This window comes from Porphyromonas catoniae ATCC 51270, from assembly GCF_000565015.1.
In the GTDB taxonomy this organism is placed as follows: domain Bacteria; phylum Bacteroidota; class Bacteroidia; order Bacteroidales; family Porphyromonadaceae; genus Porphyromonas; species Porphyromonas catoniae.
Genome location: NZ_JDFF01000009.1, coordinates 1 through 17905 on the forward strand (window position 1 = coordinate 1; position 17905 = coordinate 17905).

Annotated in this window: 17 protein-coding genes and 1 tRNA gene; 6 read left to right on the plus strand and 12 right to left on the minus strand. The window is 52.3% G+C overall.

The window, feature by feature from the left end; all coding sequences use genetic code 11:
- Positions 1 to 316 precede the first annotated feature (316 nt).
- From HMPREF0636_RS01780 to HMPREF0636_RS01815, 8 genes are all read right to left on the minus strand, one after another.
- Entirely contained in the window at positions 317 to 769 is a 453-nt protein-coding gene (locus tag HMPREF0636_RS01780) for a copper resistance protein NlpE (protein ID WP_005467395.1), read from the minus strand.
- A 148-nt stretch (positions 770 to 917) separates the two neighbouring features.
- A complete protein-coding gene (locus HMPREF0636_RS01785; RefSeq protein WP_044168114.1) occupies positions 918 to 2864 on the minus strand; it encodes an NAD(+) synthase in 1947 nt (648 codons plus the stop codon).
- A gap of 50 nt (positions 2865 to 2914) precedes the next feature.
- Positions 2915 to 3565 carry a MarC family protein gene (locus tag HMPREF0636_RS01790; protein WP_044168272.1) on the minus strand — a complete coding sequence of 217 codons (651 nt, stop codon included), beginning with the start codon at positions 3563 to 3565 and terminating at the stop codon, positions 2915 to 2917.
- A 109-nt stretch (positions 3566 to 3674) separates the two neighbouring features.
- Positions 3675 to 3747: transfer RNA gene (locus HMPREF0636_RS01795), tRNA-Gly, on the minus strand.
- Between the two features lie 131 nt (positions 3748 to 3878).
- Positions 3879 to 5207 carry a 3-phosphoshikimate 1-carboxyvinyltransferase gene (locus HMPREF0636_RS01800; RefSeq protein ID WP_044168116.1) on the minus strand — a complete coding sequence of 443 codons (1329 nt, stop codon included), beginning with the start codon at positions 5205 to 5207 and terminating at the stop codon, positions 3879 to 3881.
- A 2-nt stretch (positions 5208 to 5209) separates the two neighbouring features.
- Positions 5210 to 6406 (minus strand): sensor histidine kinase, encoded by a 1197-nt coding sequence (locus HMPREF0636_RS01805; RefSeq protein WP_081748374.1) that lies wholly within the window; start codon positions 6404 to 6406, stop codon positions 5210 to 5212.
- Between the two features lie 6 nt (positions 6407 to 6412).
- Positions 6413 to 7519: a DUF2891 domain-containing protein gene (locus HMPREF0636_RS01810; RefSeq protein ID WP_044168117.1), complete on the minus strand. Its 1107-nt coding sequence runs from the start codon at positions 7517 to 7519 to the stop codon at positions 6413 to 6415.
- Between the two features lie 13 nt (positions 7520 to 7532).
- Positions 7533 to 8294, minus strand: a complete 762-nt coding sequence (locus HMPREF0636_RS01815) for a polyprenol monophosphomannose synthase (RefSeq protein ID WP_044168118.1) — start codon at positions 8292 to 8294, stop codon at positions 7533 to 7535.
- A 422-nt stretch (positions 8295 to 8716) separates the two neighbouring features.
- Here HMPREF0636_RS01815 and HMPREF0636_RS01820 point away from each other — a divergent pair, with 422 nt between their 5' ends.
- The 6 genes from HMPREF0636_RS01820 (at position 8717) to HMPREF0636_RS01845 (ending at position 15083) form a co-directional block, all read left to right on the plus strand.
- On the plus strand, positions 8717 to 9709 hold the full coding sequence (locus HMPREF0636_RS01820; RefSeq protein ID WP_052328699.1) for a polyprenyl synthetase family protein: 993 nt from the start codon (positions 8717 to 8719) through the stop codon (positions 9707 to 9709).
- On the plus strand, positions 9709 to 10494 hold the full coding sequence (locus HMPREF0636_RS01825; RefSeq protein ID WP_044168120.1) for a TatD family hydrolase: 786 nt from the start codon (positions 9709 to 9711) through the stop codon (positions 10492 to 10494). Before HMPREF0636_RS01820 ends, HMPREF0636_RS01825 begins: the two co-directional genes overlap by 1 nt.
- 14 nt (positions 10495 to 10508) lie before the next feature.
- Positions 10509 to 11108 (plus strand): nitroreductase family protein, encoded by a 600-nt coding sequence (locus HMPREF0636_RS01830; RefSeq protein WP_044168121.1) that lies wholly within the window; start codon positions 10509 to 10511, stop codon positions 11106 to 11108.
- Positions 11109 to 11118: 10 nt separating this feature from the next.
- On the plus strand, positions 11119 to 12111 hold the full coding sequence (locus HMPREF0636_RS01835) for a M28 family peptidase (RefSeq protein WP_044168122.1): 993 nt from the start codon (positions 11119 to 11121) through the stop codon (positions 12109 to 12111).
- Positions 12112 to 12344: 233 nt separating this feature from the next.
- Positions 12345 to 12767: a SufE family protein gene (locus tag HMPREF0636_RS01840; protein ID WP_044168123.1), complete on the plus strand. Its 423-nt coding sequence runs from the start codon at positions 12345 to 12347 to the stop codon at positions 12765 to 12767.
- Between the two features lie 24 nt (positions 12768 to 12791).
- Entirely contained in the window at positions 12792 to 15083 is a 2292-nt protein-coding gene (locus HMPREF0636_RS01845) for a GH92 family glycosyl hydrolase (protein ID WP_044168125.1), read from the plus strand.
- A gap of 435 nt (positions 15084 to 15518) precedes the next feature.
- On the opposite strand, the gene HMPREF0636_RS01850 is transcribed toward HMPREF0636_RS01845, so the two are convergent.
- Genes HMPREF0636_RS01850 through HMPREF0636_RS01860 form a run of 4 tightly spaced genes read right to left on the minus strand, consistent with a single transcriptional unit; the run spans position 15519 to position 17900 of the window.
- Positions 15519 to 16673 (minus strand): sodium ion-translocating decarboxylase subunit beta, encoded by a 1155-nt coding sequence (locus tag HMPREF0636_RS01850; RefSeq protein WP_005467366.1) that lies wholly within the window; start codon positions 16671 to 16673, stop codon positions 15519 to 15521.
- Positions 16674 to 16680: 7 nt separating this feature from the next.
- Positions 16681 to 17166 (minus strand): acyl-CoA carboxylase biotin carboxyl carrier protein subunit, encoded by a 486-nt coding sequence (locus tag HMPREF0636_RS01855; protein ID WP_044168127.1) that lies wholly within the window; start codon positions 17164 to 17166, stop codon positions 16681 to 16683.
- A gap of 34 nt (positions 17167 to 17200) precedes the next feature.
- A complete protein-coding gene (locus HMPREF0636_RS08480; RefSeq protein ID WP_005467364.1) occupies positions 17201 to 17377 on the minus strand; it encodes a hypothetical protein in 177 nt (58 codons plus the stop codon).
- Positions 17378 to 17396: 19 nt separating this feature from the next.
- Entirely contained in the window at positions 17397 to 17900 is a 504-nt protein-coding gene (locus HMPREF0636_RS01860) for an OadG family protein (RefSeq protein WP_044168129.1), read from the minus strand.
- Positions 17901 to 17905: the final 5 nt, after the last annotated feature.

The window sequence follows — 17905 nt, forward strand, 5'->3', positions numbered from 1 at the left end:
ATAACCCTCCCGAGAGGGGGCAAGGGGGAGAGACAGGCATCCCACTTCTCAGCCTAAAGACTCCGAAGTTCGGTGGAGGAAAGTGCAAACTGTGAAGAGAGGGGCTTGCGCAATGGTCTCGGTTAGGTGTATGAAGCGTGGGAGAGACTAAGAGACCAGTACAGCTGAATCCTCTGCACTAGGATATGCACCTCGACCTCTAAACCAACCCTCCTACGCCGAGTAGCCACAAGAGTTGAGGGGTCTACCTGCTTAATGCAGATAGACCCCTCGACTGAATATCTCAGCTGCTAAGCTGAGTTAGATCGGGTTTGACTTACTTCTTGTTAAGGACGTACTGAGCTGCGAGCTCGCCTGTAGGAAGCTCCTTAGTCGTCTGGTCGAGGAGAGTTAGCGTCCCTCCAGCTACCTTGTAGTACGTCTCCATGTTTGAAGATGGTGTGATGAGCGTTACAAGCCCAGTTGCTGCATCAAGCTTGTACGTACCATTCTCATCGATAGGCTCAGCACCTGCCTTTGAGAACTCTTCGTGCTTGCTGTAGGTACCATCCGCATTGAGCGTGATCTTGGTAGTAACCGAACCATCTGCACCGGGAAGCACACCTTCGTAGGTACCAAGGATAGCCTCGTTCGTCTGGGCTGCCATTGGCTGCTCAACGACGGTCATACTGTCCACTGCGGCGCTGTCTGTAGAGGAAGCGTCGGTCTTGCCCTGACAAGAAGCGAGGGCGAGTGCCATTACGGCGAAAGAAACAAATACTTTCTTCATAATCTTTCTTTGTTTAACTGAATTTGTCCACTAGGACATACTACCAGTAGAACGCACCAGTAACAAATCCAGATGCAAACGTACAAAAAATATCTTTTGTATCATCACCTTGCCCAAGCTTTTATGAAATAAGCTCTATGATGCAAGCCTAGCAATCTGCTTGTAGCTGGTCAATTTCAGTGAGCCAAGCACGTGCAGAAACATCACTCGGCATACGCCAAACCCCTCTAGGAGAGAGGCTCACACGGCTAACCTTCGGTCCATCAGGCATACAATTTCGCTTGTATTGCTGAGAGAAGAAACGGCTATAGAAGACCTTCATCCAGCGACGAATCATCTCGGGCTCATACTTCCCTTCAAAGGCCATGCGAGCCAGATAGAAGATCTTGCTTGGCTCATAACCATAACCAAGGAAGTTATAGAGGAAGAAATCATGTAGCTCATAAGGTCCAACAAGAGCCTCGGTCTCCTGAGTGATTTCCCCCGCATCACTCGCAGGCTTTAGTTCTGGAGAAATGGGTGTTTCAACGATTGAATGAAGGACTTCAGAGAGTGCATCACCAAAGCGTCTTGTCTTAGCTAGGTAACGAACAACAATCTGCACCGCAGTCTTTGGTACACCAGCATTAACCGAATACATTGACATATGGTCACCATTGTAGGTACACCAGCCGAGAGCAAGCTCGGAGAGGTCTCCTGTACCAACAACTGGAGCATTATACCTATTAGCTAAGTCCATCAAGATTTGTGTCCGCTCACGAGCTTGTGTATTCTCATAGACGACATCCTGCACCTTGGGATCGTGTCCAATAACAGCAAAGTGCTGTAGGCATGCCTCCGTAATGCCAATAGTACGTGTTGTAACCCCAAGCAACTCCATCAGTCGAACGGCATTGCTCTTCGTCCTATTACTTGTCCCAAGACCAGGCATTGTGACCGCTATTATCCCCTCACGAGGTAGACCTAGGAAGTCGAAGGTAGCAACTGTGACAAGTAATGCTAGCGTAGAGTCCAGCCCACCAGAGATACCTAGCACAGCATGGCGAGCTCCGATAAACTGCAAACGTTGAGCCAATGCACATACCTGAATATCAAACATCTCTTCAGCTCGCTCATCCTCCGTACCATTGCATGGGAAGAATGGATTACGCTCTATCTTTCGGTCTATATCATAGGATTGCTCCTGACTTCTTAGCTTAAAGGGTATCTCCATCAGCTTCCCTCGCTCTGTATGGTCTGAAACTGACTCGTTGAAGCTATTCGTACTCATACGGTCATAGTCGATACGGCTGATATCAATATCACTGATAATCATACGCTCCTCATGGACAAAGCGAGGCATCTCCTCTAGGATCTTCCCCACCTCTGCTATGAATGCCTTCCCTGTGAAAACGGTATCGGTCGTGCTCTCTCCATAGCCCACGGAGGCATAGACATAGCCACAGAGGTTCTGAGACGAGAGGCCACTAATGAGTGAGCGTAGATAGGTGTTCTTTCCTACCAGTTCGTTACTAGCCGAGAGGTTAAAGATGATCTGTGCCCCATAGAGAGCAAGGCGTGTCCCAGGAGTGTAGGGCGTCCACATATCCTCACATATCTCAATACCCACAGCTACGCCGCCAGAGCGGAAAAGGACATTATGCCCTATCGGCACATCAAACCCACCAATCTGCGCTGTGGCTAGCTGTAGATCCCGAGCAGGTGCAAACCAGCGAGCCTCCTGAAACTCTCGATAGTTCGGTAGATAGGTCTTAGGGATTGCTCCTAATATCTTACCCGATTGTAGGGCCACAGCAGCATTGAAGAGCTGTGATCCAATTTGTATAGGCATCCCTACAATAATGAGTACTGAGGTGTGTGCCGTGCGCTCTGCAAGCTGGAGGAGAGCCTTTTGAGCTTGATTGATAAGGAAGGGTTTGAGGAATAGGTCTCCACACGTATAGCCCGTGATACAGAGCTCTGGGAATGTGATGATTTCCACACCTTTCTCCTGAGCCTCTAGCACTTGAGCCTCGATACGCTCTACATTATATATGCAGTCTGCTACACGCACAAAGGGGACGGCAGCTGCTACCTTGACAAAGCCATGTTTCATATATCTCTCTCTTATAAATAGTCTAATCGTAATATAAAGCTAAACCAGCACTAGCCTCCATGGTTCGCTACTCCACGCTCTACCATAGCGATTACATCAATCAAGTTCTTCGTGATGAACTTCACCGAGATCGCCAGTAGCACTACGCCAAAGAACTTACGTAGGATATACACCCCGTTAGCCCCCAAGAGACGATCCAGTATCGACACATAGCGCAATACGAGGTAGACAAGTACCATATTAAGGACAATACTTATGGCTAGGTTAATCATCGCCATACCATCAGCTCGCAGAGTAAGTAGCGTCGTGAACGAGGCTGCCCCAGCAAAGAGAGGGAAGACAAGGGGTACAAAGGTTGAATTTCCATTGGATCCCTCAGACTTGAATATCTCGATCCCAAAGATCATCTCTACAGCCATGACAAAGAGGACTATCCCACCAGCCACACCAAACGTCGATATATCTGCACCGAAAGATCCGAGTAGAGGCTCACCAGCGAAGAGGAAGGCGATAAGGATAATCCCCGAGTACACGCCAACCTGAGTAGCGTGGTACTCCTGCCCCTTGGATTTGAGGGATAGGATAATAGGAATCGCACCTATAATATCAATGGTGACGAAGAGCGTAAGGAAAGACTTGTAAATCTGCTCTAGGCTGAATGCCGAAAATTCTTGAGTGAAGGAGCTAAATAAGCTACTCATCTCGAAACCAAGTAATGTGGAGGTCATTGCAATGGGTTTATATAGTAGTTGTCTATGAACAAAGATGAAGGGGATACCCCTCTGTAACGAAAGGCATCCCCACTACACGAGCGGTAGGCGAGGCTCGAACTCGTGACCCTCAGCTTGGGAAGCTGATGCTCTACCAACTGAGCTACTACCGCAAGTCTTAGACTCCCCTCCTGGGGTTTTCTTGGCGCAAAGGTAGCAAGAACTTTCCAGCCCTGCAAGGACTCTAGGATTTCTCTCTCCCCCATACTGCTAGTACTTAATCCTAGGCATAGGATACCACACTCTATTGCATCTGGAGGCAAAGAATCTCCCCGAGTTGCTCCCAATAACTGGGGAAGCTCTTTTTGACACAATCAGGACTGCTAATACAGAGCTGCTTAACTCGGACTGCCATTAGAGCCAGAGCCATCGCTATACGATGATCCTGATGCGGGTTGATTAGTGGAGTTTGCGTAGGTGATGAAAAGGATGTAGAGCTAGTATTGGATGAGGTGAGCAGTTGACGATCCCACGAGAGAGCATCAGACTCTACACAAAGGGGGATATGAAGTTTTAGGAACTCCGAGGCAAGGGCTCCTAGGCGATCCGATTCCTTGATTCGTAGGTGCCCAATACCCTCTATCCGAAAAGCTACATCATTACCCACCAGGGCGGTAACTAGTGCTGGCACTAGGTCTGGGCAGGAGGATAGATGAGCTCGAAAAGTCTTTTGCTGGGGTAGACAGACCTTACGAAGACGCACAAATCCATCCCCCACCTCCGTTGTGACACCTAAGGCCTCAAAGAGCGATGGCAAGTAAAGGCTATCGCCTTGTGCTGATGGGAGTATGAGGCGAGGCAAGCGACACTCCGTCCCAATAGGCTGTAGTGATATGAGGGCATAAGCATAGGAGGAGGCACTCCAGTCCGCCTCCTCGACAAGAGGAAGTTGGGGTAGTTGCTTTGCCTCTACCCGATCTACAGGATCATAGGTAAACGCGCCATCCTCTTGAGTAACCCAAGGATATCCTGCCCCCTGAAGCACAGCTTGGGTCATAAGGGCATAGGGAGCCGAGACAAGCGGATGTGTAAGGGAAATCTCCACTCGCTCCTGCAGGATAGGAGCAAGCAGAAGTAAGGCACTTAGGTACTGAGAGCTATGAGAGGCATCTAGCGTTACGCGACCACCATGGAGTACAGCAGGCTCAATTGACAGAGGAGGGTAACCCACGCGCTCCAAGTAATGGATCTTCGCTCCCAGCTGTCTCATAGCCTCTACAAGGGGAGCAATAGGTCGCTCATGTTGCCGTGCCGTTCCCTCTAGACGAAGTGACCTCGTAGCCTTTGCTGAGAGATAGGCAGTCATGAAGCGCATCGCTGTGCCTGACTCCCCTACGGAGATAACACTTGCTCCCTCAGCTTCGCTTCGCAGAGCAGAGAGGAGGACATGGATATCCTGAGGCAAATCCTCCCTACTATCTAAATCAGTCGGTAGGGGTCTCCCTTCAAGGCTGGCAAGGACAAGCTGCCGAGCCAAAAGGCTCTTAGAGGGAGGGAGATGCCAAGTGAAAGGCTGTGGTGCCTCCCCTGAGGCTAAGGTCGAGGTAATGAGGAGCGAAGGGGGCATGCTCATAGCTATTCAGTCTCACGATCTAGCTCTATGCGGAAGGTAGTCCCCACGCCGAGCGTGGAGTGGTGGACATAGATACGCCCACCATGGTATTCCTCTACGATGCGCCGAGCCAGAGATAGCCCCAGCCCCCAGCCTCGCTGACGCGTGGTGATGCCTGGGCGGAAGATCGTCTTTTGCCTCCCCTTCGGTATACCTTTACCTGTATCGGTAATATCGATGTAGACCTCCCGCTCCTTCGCTATATAGCTTATCGAGATCTTCCCCTCTCCGTGCATGGCGTCAACGGCATTCTTGATTAGGTTCTCAAAGACCCATGCTAAAAGAGGCTCACTCAGCCGAACAATGATGCTTTCCTCTGGAGCCTTAGGAGCAATCAGCTCCACTTGCTTCGAGATACGTGGTTGCATGTAGGCGATGGTGCGTAGGATGACCTCATGTAGATCGCTGGGTCTAAGATTGGGGGAGGACCCAATCTTCTGGAAGCGGTCTGCGATGATGCCTAACCGTTGGATATCCTTCTCCATCTCATCGGTTACCATGGGTTCAGTCCCCATACTAGCAAGGTATTCCTTCCAAGCAATCAACGAGGAGATAGGGGTGCCTAGCTGATGGGCAGTCTCACGAGAGAGCCCCTCCCAGATACGGTTTTGGTCGGAGCGTTTGAGGCTCACAACAGCCACGATAGCAACCCCGAGGAAGAGCAGGAACACCCCAAGCTGGATATAGGGGAAGATAACCAGATACCTCAGTCCGTAGCTATCAGAATAGTAGATATATTGTGGGCTACTCAGGTCATCAATTACAATGGGAGGGTAGCCACGCTTATACCGCTCAAGCTCTCGCTCTAGGAAGGCATCTGCATTCTTCTCTGGCACGTCAATATTATAGTAGCTCAGCACCTTCCCGTCCTGATCAGTCAGGATGGTCGGTATAGCGGTATTAGCGTCTAGGATGCGGTAGAGGTAGGTCATGATCATTTGCTGATCATAGGCATTGGCTGCTCGGGTAGCGTTAGCCCACATCTCAAGTTTCTCGTGCTCCTCCACCGCAATTCTCGATACGAGGCGATCCGAGATCACAAGTGAAAGCACAGCAAAGAGTACGGAGAAAACGATGAGGGCGATGCGTATCGAGCTGTGTCTATTGAGCCATAGACCTCCCCCTTGCAACCACTGCTCCCCTAGCCTACTTACACGCATAGCCTGCTATTGATTGGAGCGCATGACCTCATCAGCATAACGGGCGAATGTCGCCAGCCAATGATCGCCACCGTAATTGGAGTTGAAGATTTGGCTCATGCCATGACGATATAGCTCTCTGGAGGCACGTGTGAAGCGAGCCTTGAGAGCATGCCCCTTCGGGAGGTACTGTGCGATACGAGCCATCGTCCAGGCACGTGTGAAGGCAAGCCCCACGAGGTGTACGATGGTATAGTCCGTGAGGTCACTTACCTGTGGTCTCTGACAGAGACGCTCTATCCCTGCTGGAGTAAAGTAGCTACTGAGCCAGCGGACATATTCCCTCTGTGGTAGCACACGCGTCATAAGGTCTGCGACCATGAGCGAGGGAGAGAAGAAGTCTGTTGCGTTAGGCTCCCACTCAGCTGGCACGTGTCTGTCAGAGGCGTGTAGCTCACGAGCTTTCTGAAGGAGTGCCTGCTCAAAGTCCTGATCTCCCCTCGAGCGTGCATAGTCGATAGCGAAGGCAAGGGCAAAGGCTGAGTTCGAATGCGTCCCAATCCTATTGGGATAATTGACCTTGGGGAGGTACTGCTTCCACTTCTGGACGATCTTGTCTGCTAGGAGGTCGACATGGCGTGACCAAGCCTTTGCCTTGCCCTGTAGCTCAGCATCGTTCTCCTCGCTAGCCAGACGATGTAGTTCCTCAGAGAGCTTGAGGAGCCACGCCCATCCATAGGTGCGTTCATAGCTGCCAGCCAGCTTACGATCAAAGTAAGCTGCCTCGGCGAGCATATTGCTCTCTGTGAAATGTTTGTCGAAGGCCTCTAGGATAGCTTCCCGCTCTGCCAGCTGTGGGTTGGTACGTAGTACCTCGCAGAGCATCCAATGACTATGCACAGCACTATGCCAATCAAAGCAACCATAGAAGGCAGGATGAAGATCCCGAGGAGAGAGGCGAAGATCAGTACTATCTACGAAGGTATGCCCTGTCTTGTTGGGGTATTCAACGTAGATATTCTTTAGGGGCATCTCGATGAGCCTCTTCAATTCATCCCCACGTAACTCTTGGGCAAAGGCAGAGGTAGAGCAAGCCCCTAGAGCAAGGAGCGAAAAGAGGGCTGTGCGTAGCATGCTTATAGTGAGGTTATTGATGAGAGACCGGGGAATTGTTACGACGAGGGAACCCCTTACAGCTATGCCAGTAGCGAAGTTTCACCACGCCCGTGAACGCCTCTTTGAAGATCGAGGTATTCATCTTAGAAGTCCCGAGGATACGGTCGGTGAAGGTAATAGGTACCTCCACAAGTCGGAAGCCGAGGCAGTACGCCGTGTACTTCATTTCTATTTGGAATGCATAGCCCTTGAAGTGTACATCCTCTAGATGCATCGCCTCTAGCACCTCCCGACGATAGCATACAAAGCCTGCTGTGGTATCCTTGATTGGCATCCCCGTGATGAGACGTACATAAAGGGAGGCACCATAGCTCATGGCAATGCGGTCGAAGGGCCAATTCTCGACTTTCCCACCCTTGATATATCGTGAGCCTATCGCAACATCTGCTCCACCCTTAGCACACGCCTCATACAGCTCAATCAGTTTCATCGGGGGATGACTGAAGTCACAATCCATCTCGAAGATGAACTCATAGCCAGCATCCAGAGCCCAACGAAACCCCTCGAGGTAAGCTGTACCAAGCCCCAGCTTGCCAGCTCGCCTCTTCAAATGTACTTGCCCAGGGTACTGCTCCATCTTCTCCTCAACGATCTCGGCTGTGCCGTCGGGAGAACCATCATCAACAATCAGGATATGGAATGCCTCTGGAAGGGCGAGGACAGTATCTATCATCTGAGCGATATTCTCTCGCTCATTATAGGTAGGTATTATGACAACGCTACGTGTATGCATAAAGCGGAATAATAGGTAATAGTACGGGGGTATCGAAGCCTCCCACGCACCGAGAGGCAAAGATACCAAGAATATGATTGACTATCTCCCCCCTTCGGGCTTCTCCTCCACATCTAGCTATCCTCCCTCTTCCCCTTCGTGTAGGTACCCCCCTAACCTCCTCAATCACCTATCATAGGTGACAACGACCACCTATGATAGGTGATTTCTCATGCTCCGAGGGAAAGAGGATAGTGGTCTCTTCATTGCCTACAAAAGGGAAATGAAGAGGACAAAGCAAAGCGAGTGAGGCTGGCTGGGTCGGCTGAGAAGTTGTATCTTTGCTTAGCTCGTGGGACAAGGACTTTTCAACAGGAGGTCTTCCCCCACATTATCACAAGTACAACATCAGCTTTCGAGCAAGTAAAGCTATAGATTACGTCATGCCCTCACCCAAGGATCAGCTCGCAGGGATGCACCGAGCCATCGAAGAGGCTCTCTCCCTCCGCTTCCCAGAGCATCGTCCCCCCAGTGGACTCTTCTCCCCCATTCACTATACCCTCAGTCTCGGAGGTAAGCGTCTGCGCCCTCTCCTCTCATGTGTAGCCTCCTACTGCTTCACCGAAGATTGGCAGAAGTCACTCCCCGCAGCTTTAGCTCTAGAGGTGTTTCACAACTTCACCCTACTGCACGATGACCTCATGGACCGCTCCCCACTACGCCGTGGGCAGGCGACTGTTTACCGTCGTTGGGGGGACAACACAGCCATCCTCTCTGGGGATGCCATGAGTATCGAGGCCTATGCAGCCCTCGGCGAGGTAACGGAGTCGAAGAAGCTCCCTTGCCTCCTCAGCATCTTCTCTAAGATGGCTCTAGAGGTATGCGTGGGACAACAGCTGGACATGGAGTACGAAGAGCGTCAGGATGTCACCGTCAGCGAGTACATGGAGATGATACGTCTGAAGACCTCTGTCCTACTGGGAGCATCGCTCCAGATCGGGTCAATCATTGGTGGGGCTTCCCCCAAGGTAGCAAGTCAGCTCTATGAGTCAGGCGTTGCCCTTGGGCTAGCCTTCCAGATCCAAGATGACCTGCTCGATGTCTATGGGGATGAGGCGACCTTCGGCAAACCCATCGGGGGAGACATCATCAACGCTAAGAAGACTCTCCTCCTGCTCTATGCCCTAGAGCAACTGAAGGGACACGAGCTCGAGGAACTGAAGGAAATCCTTGCCCTTACCTCGGAGGATCGCCGTAATCAAATTGCCCATGTACGTAGTCTCTACGAAGTAGCTGGCGTACGAACCTACGCAGAGCAGGTAGTCAAGCAATACACCGCCCGTGCCTATGCCCTCACAGAGGCACTCCCTCTGAGGAGCGAAGGGAAGGAACTCCTCCTCACCCTCTTCGACACTTTAGCTGGAAGGAAGAGCTAATGGCTACCTCACTCATCGATAGCCATACACATATCTACGGGGAGGAGTTTGACCTCGATCGAGAGGCTATGCTCCAGCGAGCAGACGAAGCAGGTATCGGGCAGATGGTCTTGCCCTGTGTCGATCGGGAGAGCTACGAGCGTATGCTCCCCCTTGTCGCAGCTCATCCTCTCCGCCTGTTTCCCTGCATCGGACTTCATCCCACCAGCGTCAAAGAAGATTACCAAGCGGAGCTAACCTACATGAGGGAGCAACTAGAGCTCCATCGCCCCACTGCCATAGGGGAGGTTGGGTTAGACTTCTATTGGGATCGGACGTATGAGGCAGAGCAGGTAGCAGCTTTCCGAGAGCAATTACAGTGGGCTGCCCGCCTAAATCTCCCCGTGATCCTACACATCCGTGAGGCCTTTAGTAAGGCCTTCGAGATACTGAGAGCGGTGGATCTCCCCGAGCTTCATGGGGTCTTCCATAGCTTCACGGGCAGTAGTGAGGAGCTGGAGGAAGCACTAAGCTTCGAGCGGTTTGCTATCGGTATCAATGGTGTGGTGACCTTTAAGAATAGTTCGTTGAAGGACTATATCACGAGGGTACCTCTGGGCAGACTTCTCTTGGAGACTGACGCGCCCTACCTTGCCCCTACTCCCAACAGAGGGAAACGCAATGAACCGAGTTTTCTCCCCCACACTGCCCAATTCCTCGCCTCACTCTACGGGCTTAGCTATGACCAACTAACAGAGGTAACGAGCCAGAATGCACGTCGGCTCTTCCGCCTCCCTACACGATAAAAGATTATCTACTTATGCAGCACATCTTAGAGTCCTTAATCCGCAAGAATCGTACCTGTCGACGCTTTGACGAGACTGTACGTATTGAGCCTCTCCAGATCAAGCGTTGGCTGAATGCTATCCGCTACACTGCCTCTATGCGCAACGTACAACCCCTCAAGTACATCATCGTGACGGACCCAGCAGAGTGCAACGAGATTACCGCCCTACAACGCTGGGCTGCTATGCTCCCCGACTGGGATGGCCCCGAGGTAGGGGAGCGGCCTACTGCCTACCTCATCCAGCTACTTGACACCAACCTTGCCCCTGCGGCACGCTTTGATGAGGGATTGCAGCTAGAGGCACTCGGTCTACTAGCTAGCGAGGCAGGCTATGGGATGTGTATCTTTCATGGTTATGGAAAGGGAGACATAGCCCGCATGTATGATCTACCGACACATCTCTCGATTAATGCCGTCATCGCCCTCGGACGCCCCATGGAGACAATTATCCTAGAGGAGGCAAGAAACCCAGAGGACGTCAAGTACTGGCGAGACGCCGAGGGCAAGCATCACGTCCCCAAGCGTCCCCTAGAGGAGATTATCGTGGAGCCAAATAAACCCTCTATATTCTAAGGAAAACCTTATGCAGACCAAGCCCTTCCTCCTCGCCTCTTTGCTCTTAGTCTCTCTTGCCCTGCCTCTCCCGAGCTGTGGGGGTAGTAAGGCTCAAAGGGAGCATACAGAGACCACCGAAGAGCCTAGACGAGCTCCTCAGCCCTTTGATGCCGACTCTGCCTATAGCTATGTGGCCAGCCAAGTAGCCTTCGGTCCTCGGGTACCAGGGAGTGTAGCACACACCTCCTGTGCCTCATGGATCGAGGCTAAGCTCAAGAGCTGGGGCTACGTGGTGACACTACAAACCTTTAAGGACAAGGATTACTTCGGGAAAGAAGTCCAAGGGAGAAACATCATCGCTACCCGACATCCAGAGGGGACGGGCGAACGCATCCTCCTCATGGCCCATTGGGACACTCGCCCCGTGGCTGACCATGATCCTGACACATCTGCCCAAGGCAAAGCGATCCTCGGAGCTGATGATGGGGCAAGTGGAGTGGGCGTACTACTCGAGATCGCTCGTCAGGAGAGCCTTACCCCAAGAGACAAGGCAATTGACTTCGTATTCTTCGATTTAGAGGATGGTGGGCACAGTCAGAGCGATGAGACCTGGTGCCTTGGCTCCACCTACTGGGCCACCCATCCCCATACCCCGAGCTACAAGGCTCGCTATGGTATCCTCCTCGATATGGTCGGGGCACAGGGTGCGCGCTTCTATTGGGAGACACTCTCCAAGGATGTTGCCCGCCCTACCCTATCTACCCTCTGGGGGGTAGCCTCCCAGCTGGGCTGGGGAAGCTACTTTGTGCAAGCCGATGGTGGAGCAATGACGGATGACCACGTCCCCGTCGTTCGCCATCTCGGCATACCCGTAGTGGACATCATTAACTTCGACCCCAACCGTCCCACAGGCTTCGGGGCTCATTGGCATAGGATGGGGGATAACATGAATGTAATCCTCAAGGAAACCCTCCAAGCCGTAGGCGAGACCGTCCGTACGGCTCTGCACGAAGAGCTTTAGGCAGGTGAACTTTCTTCATCTAAAAATTCTTTCTCAAAAGGGGGCTAGAGGTACTGAGGGAACCTCACCAGAGGTATCCCCGTAACCTGCCGGCAGGTACCGAGGATACCTCTAGTGAGATTACGGGGATACCTATCTTGAGCTTCGCTCATTCCCCATCCACACCTCTCTCTGGCATACCTCCCACTCCCCTACAGCCCCTCGCACTGATTTATGACAAGTAAACGAAATATATGCCTACTATAAACGAACTACAAGATGAGATAATAGAGGAGTTCTCTGCTCTAGATGACTGGATGGACCGCTATGCCCTCATCATCGATCTAGGGAATACGCTCGAGCCACTACCAGAGAGCGATAAGACACCGACGAACATCATAGAGGGATGTCAGAGTCGTGTATGGATTACCGCTAGCTACTCCGAGGGCAAGGTACACTTCCGTGGGGAGAGTGACGCCATCATTGTCAAAGGGATTGTCAGTCTCCTACTTCGAGTACTGGATGGGCAAACTCCAGAGGACATCCTAGCCTCAGATCTCTACTTCATCAAGGAGATAGGTCTCTCCGAGCACCTCTCCCCGACACGCTCAAACGGCCTCGTCTCGATGCTCCGTCAGATGCGCCTCTTTGCAGCCGCCTTCGCTGGGCAGGTTTAGTCCTATTCGTTTTACTCTTTACTTATGTTCGTATCCAAGCTCTTCACCGCAGGCGCAGCCCTTCTCCTCGGGGCTTCAGTCCTTAGTTCGTGCTCTCCTCGCACCTCCGAAGCCCCTCTAGACGAGCGATTACTCTCCTATGTAGACCCCTTCATTGGGACGGGTGAGCATGGGCATACCTTCCCCGGGGCTACCCGTCCGAATGCGATGGTGCAGTTCAGCCCAGATACCCATCTCTTGGCCTGGGATGCTAGCAGTGGTTACCACGCCTCGGACAGTGCGATCCACGCCTTTAGCCTCACACACCTCTCTGGAACGGGCGTAGGGGATCTCGGGGATGTTGCCCTGCTACCCTATAGCGGTCTGGATAGCCTCCGCCCCATAGCTACCTTTGATAAGGCCAATGAGCAAGCTACGCCGGGTAACTACACGGTACTCTTATCCAACTTTGGGGTACAAGTAGAGCTAACCTCCACGGAGCGGGTAGGACTGATGCGAGCGACCTATAGCGACAGCACGGAGCGTCGCCTGCTCCTTGACCTAAGCCATATCCTTCAGCCAAATTGGGGACACGCTGTGGTTGGCAATGACTTACAGATGCTCAATGACTCTACGCTCCAGGGTACCTTCTATACGAAGGGCTGGGCAGAGCATCATCAGTTGAGCTACGTGATACGTCTTAGTTCGCCCGCCGATAGCCTGGTACTCGTCCGTGATGCGAAAGAGCGGGTACGCCTATCCTCAGGTTACACCTCGACAAAGGACACCTCTGACCTCAAGCTCCATATCTACCTGCCGAGTGGCACGGAGCCTATCCTAGTGAAAGCTGGTCTATCCGCAGTCTCTCCCGAGGGTGCGATGAAAAACCTCGAGGCAGAACTCCCCCATTGGGACTACGAGCATGTTCGCCACGAGAGCCGTCAAGCCTGGGCCGAGGTCTTGAATAAGATCCAAATCGAGACTCAGGATACAACCGTCCTACGTAACTTCTATACGGCTCTCTACCATGCCCACATAGCTCCGTATAACTATCAGGATGTCGATGGCTCCTTCCGTGGGATGGATAAGCAGGTGCATAAGAATGCAAATCCCCAAGACGGACACTATACCGTCTTCTCCCTCTGGGACACATACCGTGCGCTGCATCCCCTGCTGACGATCATAGACCCTGACCGTGCTCTACGCTACGGACGTAGTTTGGTCAGCGACTACGAAGAGGGGACAATCCTGCCTCGTTGGCCTTTGGCATCCAACTATACTGGCTGTATGCCTGCCTATCACTCGGTGAGCGTGCTAGCAGACCTTGTGGCTAAGGGCATTGCCAAGGACGAAGACTTGCGCCATTGGACAGAGGCAGCACAACGTAGCTCCATCTATCGAGAAGATCTTGCACGGAAATTCGCCGGATCCCGAGAGCTAGACCTCATCACACGTCATCCATACTACAAGGAGAAGTACGGCTTTGTCCCAGCCGACTCCGTACCCGAGAGTGTGAGCTGGGGTGTAGAGATGGCCTACGATGACTGGTGCATCGCTCGTATCGCAGAGGCTGCAGGCCTCGACTCAGTAGCAAAGGAATACGACAAGCGTGGCCTCTACTACAGACGCTACTGGGACAAGGAAACGAACCTCATGCGACCCGTACTCGGGAATGGACAATTCCGTACACCATTTAACCCTAGATACTCTGCTCATGGTAAGAGCGACTACACCGAGGGTAACGCCTATCAGTGGAGCTTCTATGCGCCACACGACATGCAGGGCTTCCTCGCCACCATGGGAGGGAAGCACGTACTAGAGACTAACCTTGACACCCTCTTCACCACTTCATCACGCATCGATGGGGCAGAGCAGTCTGGCGATATAACGGGACTGATTGGTCAGTATGCCCATGGCAACGAACCCAGCCATCATATCGCCTATCTCTACAACTATACCTCCTCCCCTCACAAGGGACAGGCTATACTGGACACCGTACTACGTCACTTCTATCAGCCCACGCCCGGAGGAATCATTGGCAACGAAGACTGCGGGCAGATGTCAGCTTGGTATATCCTCAGTGCCCTAGGCTTCTATCAGATATGCCCCGGGAAGGCTGAATATACCCTTGGCCGTCCCCTCGTGGATCGTGCTACGCTGAACCTCCCAAGGGGGAAATTCGTCATTGAGGTACAGGGCAACAGCAAAGCCAATAAGTACGTACAGTCAGCCTCCATCAACGGACGAGATATTACCCAGACGCTCTCCTTCTCACATAGTGATCTGCGCCCCGGAGGTAAGCTCCTCATCGTCATGGGACCTTCCCCTCGGAAGTAGTCATGTCTCATGATTGATTCTATTTCCTTATGCCTTTGCGAGCGTAAGCATTGGAGGTAAGGTCTGCAATTACAACACCTCCTACCATAGCTAAAGGCAGAGCGGATTCAAAGCACTAAATCTCGGCATCAGTGCCGATGACCTTCTTTCTCCTATAGGGTAATCTCATTTATCCTATAGGAGAATTTCTTTTTGCCTATAGGAGAAAAACATTTATCCTATAAGAGAAAACTGTTTGTCCTATAAGAGAAATAAACTGCACCTCTAGGCAAGTTTTCTGAAGCCTGTACATTCTAGTACCCCACGACCTCTTTCATCAGGCATCTACCAGCGGATAAGCATACGAGTACAAAAGATCCCCTAGCAGAAAGTAAATCGGCGTACTGCACATCATGTGCAGTACGCCGATCTACTTTCCAAAGTGACTGAAACGCCCTAAGCGAGGAAGCTAAGCAGAATACCCGCTGCGACAGCCGACCCGATCACCCCTGCGACATTCGGCCCCATGGCATGCATGAGGAGGTAGTTCGTAGGGTCGTACTCGAGACCAAGGGTCTGCGAGATACGGGCAGAGTCAGGGACAGCAGACACACCAGCGTTACCGATAAGTGGATTGAGCTTGTTCTCTGGCTTGAGGAAGAGGTTAAAGAACTTCACGAAGAGTACCCCACTACAAGTAGCGATAACAAAGGAGAAGGCACCGAGGCCGAAGATCAACACAGAGTTACCCGTGAGGAACTCCGTTGCCTGCGTAGAGGCACCGACCGTGACACCAAGTAGGATGGTCACCGTATCGATCAGTGGACCCTTCGCCGTATCGGCTAGTCGCTTCGTCACACCACTCTCACGCAACAGGTTCCCAAAGAAGAGCATCCCGAGCAGAGGTAGTGCTGGTGGCACAAGCATCGTCGTAAGGAGTAGCCCTGCAATCGGGAAGATGATCTTCTCTGTCTGGGATACCTGACGAGGACGCTTCATACGCATTACTCGCTCCTTCTTCGTAGTCAGGAGACGCATGAAGGGGGGCTGTATCACAGGTACGAGAGCCATGTAGGAGTAAGCCGACACGGCGATAGCACCTAGGAGGTGTGGAGCCAGTCTATTGGAGAGGAAGATTGCCGTAGGGCCATCTGCTCCTCCGATAATACCGATAGCTCCAGCCTCGGGGGGCGTGAAGCCTAGCTGTAGGGCAGTCATATAGGCGGCGAAGATACCGAACTGTGCTGCTGCCCCTACGAGCATGAGCTTGGGGTTAGAGATAAGAGCCGTGAAGTCTGTCATCGCCCCAATGCCAAGGAAGATCAAAGGAGGATACCACCCCTGACGCACACCTTGGTAGAGGATATTGAGGACAGATCCTTCTTCGTAGATACCTACCTGCATCCCATTGAGCATCGGTATGTTCCCAATGAGCATACCGAAGCCGATGGGGATAAGGAGGAGAGGCTCAAACTCATATCTGATGGCCAAGAAGATGAAGAGCAGACCCACCAAGATCATGATGAGGTGCCCCATCGTTGCATTCGCTATTCCCGTGAAGGAATAGAACGTCTGCATATTCTCAACCAGAAAGCCCCAGAAGGAGGACATAGCTAGACTAACCTATGATTACGATATCAGAGCCTTCGAGGATGTTATCCCCCTTAGCTACCTTGATGGCCGTGATTACACCGTCGCACTCTGCGTTGATGCTGTTCTCCATCTTCATAGCCTCTAGGATAGCCACCGTCTGACCAACCTTGACCGTGTCTCCGACTGCTACCTTGATGTCGAGGATGACACCTGGCAGAGGAGACTGTACGGCCGTACCCTTACCAGCAGGAGCAGGCTCTGCGGCAGGAGCAGCTGCGGGAGCGATAGGCTGTGGAGCAGCGGGAGCTGCGGCAGGAGCAGGTGCGGGAGCAGGAGCTGCTGGTGCGGCGGGCTTAGCTGCGGGACGAGCGGGAGCTGCGGTGAAGCCTTCGGTGAGGATATCTACCTTGTAGGAGACACCATTTACTTCGACTGCTGCCGTGTTACCTTCGAGGTCGATGATGGCCACGCTGTACTCATTGCCATTGATCTTATACTTATACTCTTTCATTATGTGTGAGCGTTTGATTTGCGATTGGGATGAACTATTGGGAAGGGAGCTGACGCATCGTGTGGCTCTTAGAGCTCCATGGAGAGGGGACTACACCACGCTTGATGGTCAGGACATAGGATTCCTGATCGTGGAGGTGCTTGCCGAGCTCTTCGTGGAGGGCATAAGAGATCGCTGCGAATACTTCCTTGAGGTTCGGTTCCTGCTGCATAATATGAGGTTATCGATTATTATTTATAGCGTCGTTGTGTGCCTTGTATATGAGCATTCCACTGCGTAGGTCTGTGACGAATCGTCAGGACGTAGCTCTCTGCATCGTGCTGCTCCAGTTCACAGCGCAGGGCGAGGGAGATGGCAGCTGCCACCTCACCAGGATGTCCACCTAGGCTCTGCTGTAGGGCTAAAGAGATAGCCACAAGAGCTTCGCCTGAGGGCTGTGAGGAAGAGGAAGAGATAGATGTAGGGGCTGCAGTGGCTGTCGAAGCCTTCTTAGGTTCCTTAGAGGATTCAAAGAATCGCCCCAAGAGCCTAAAGACCAAGACTAGCATTACCAAGGCGGCGAAAACAACAAGTACTGCCGTGAAGGTCATGATGAGGCCTGCAGGATCTTGCTCCTGCAAGCGGAGAACCTTTTCTGGGAGCTCAGTTGTACGATTCTGAGCCCACACGGTACCTGTAGTCGCCCCAGTAAGGGCAAGACCGGCAGATAACGTGAGAAGACGAGCGGTATTCATGCTAG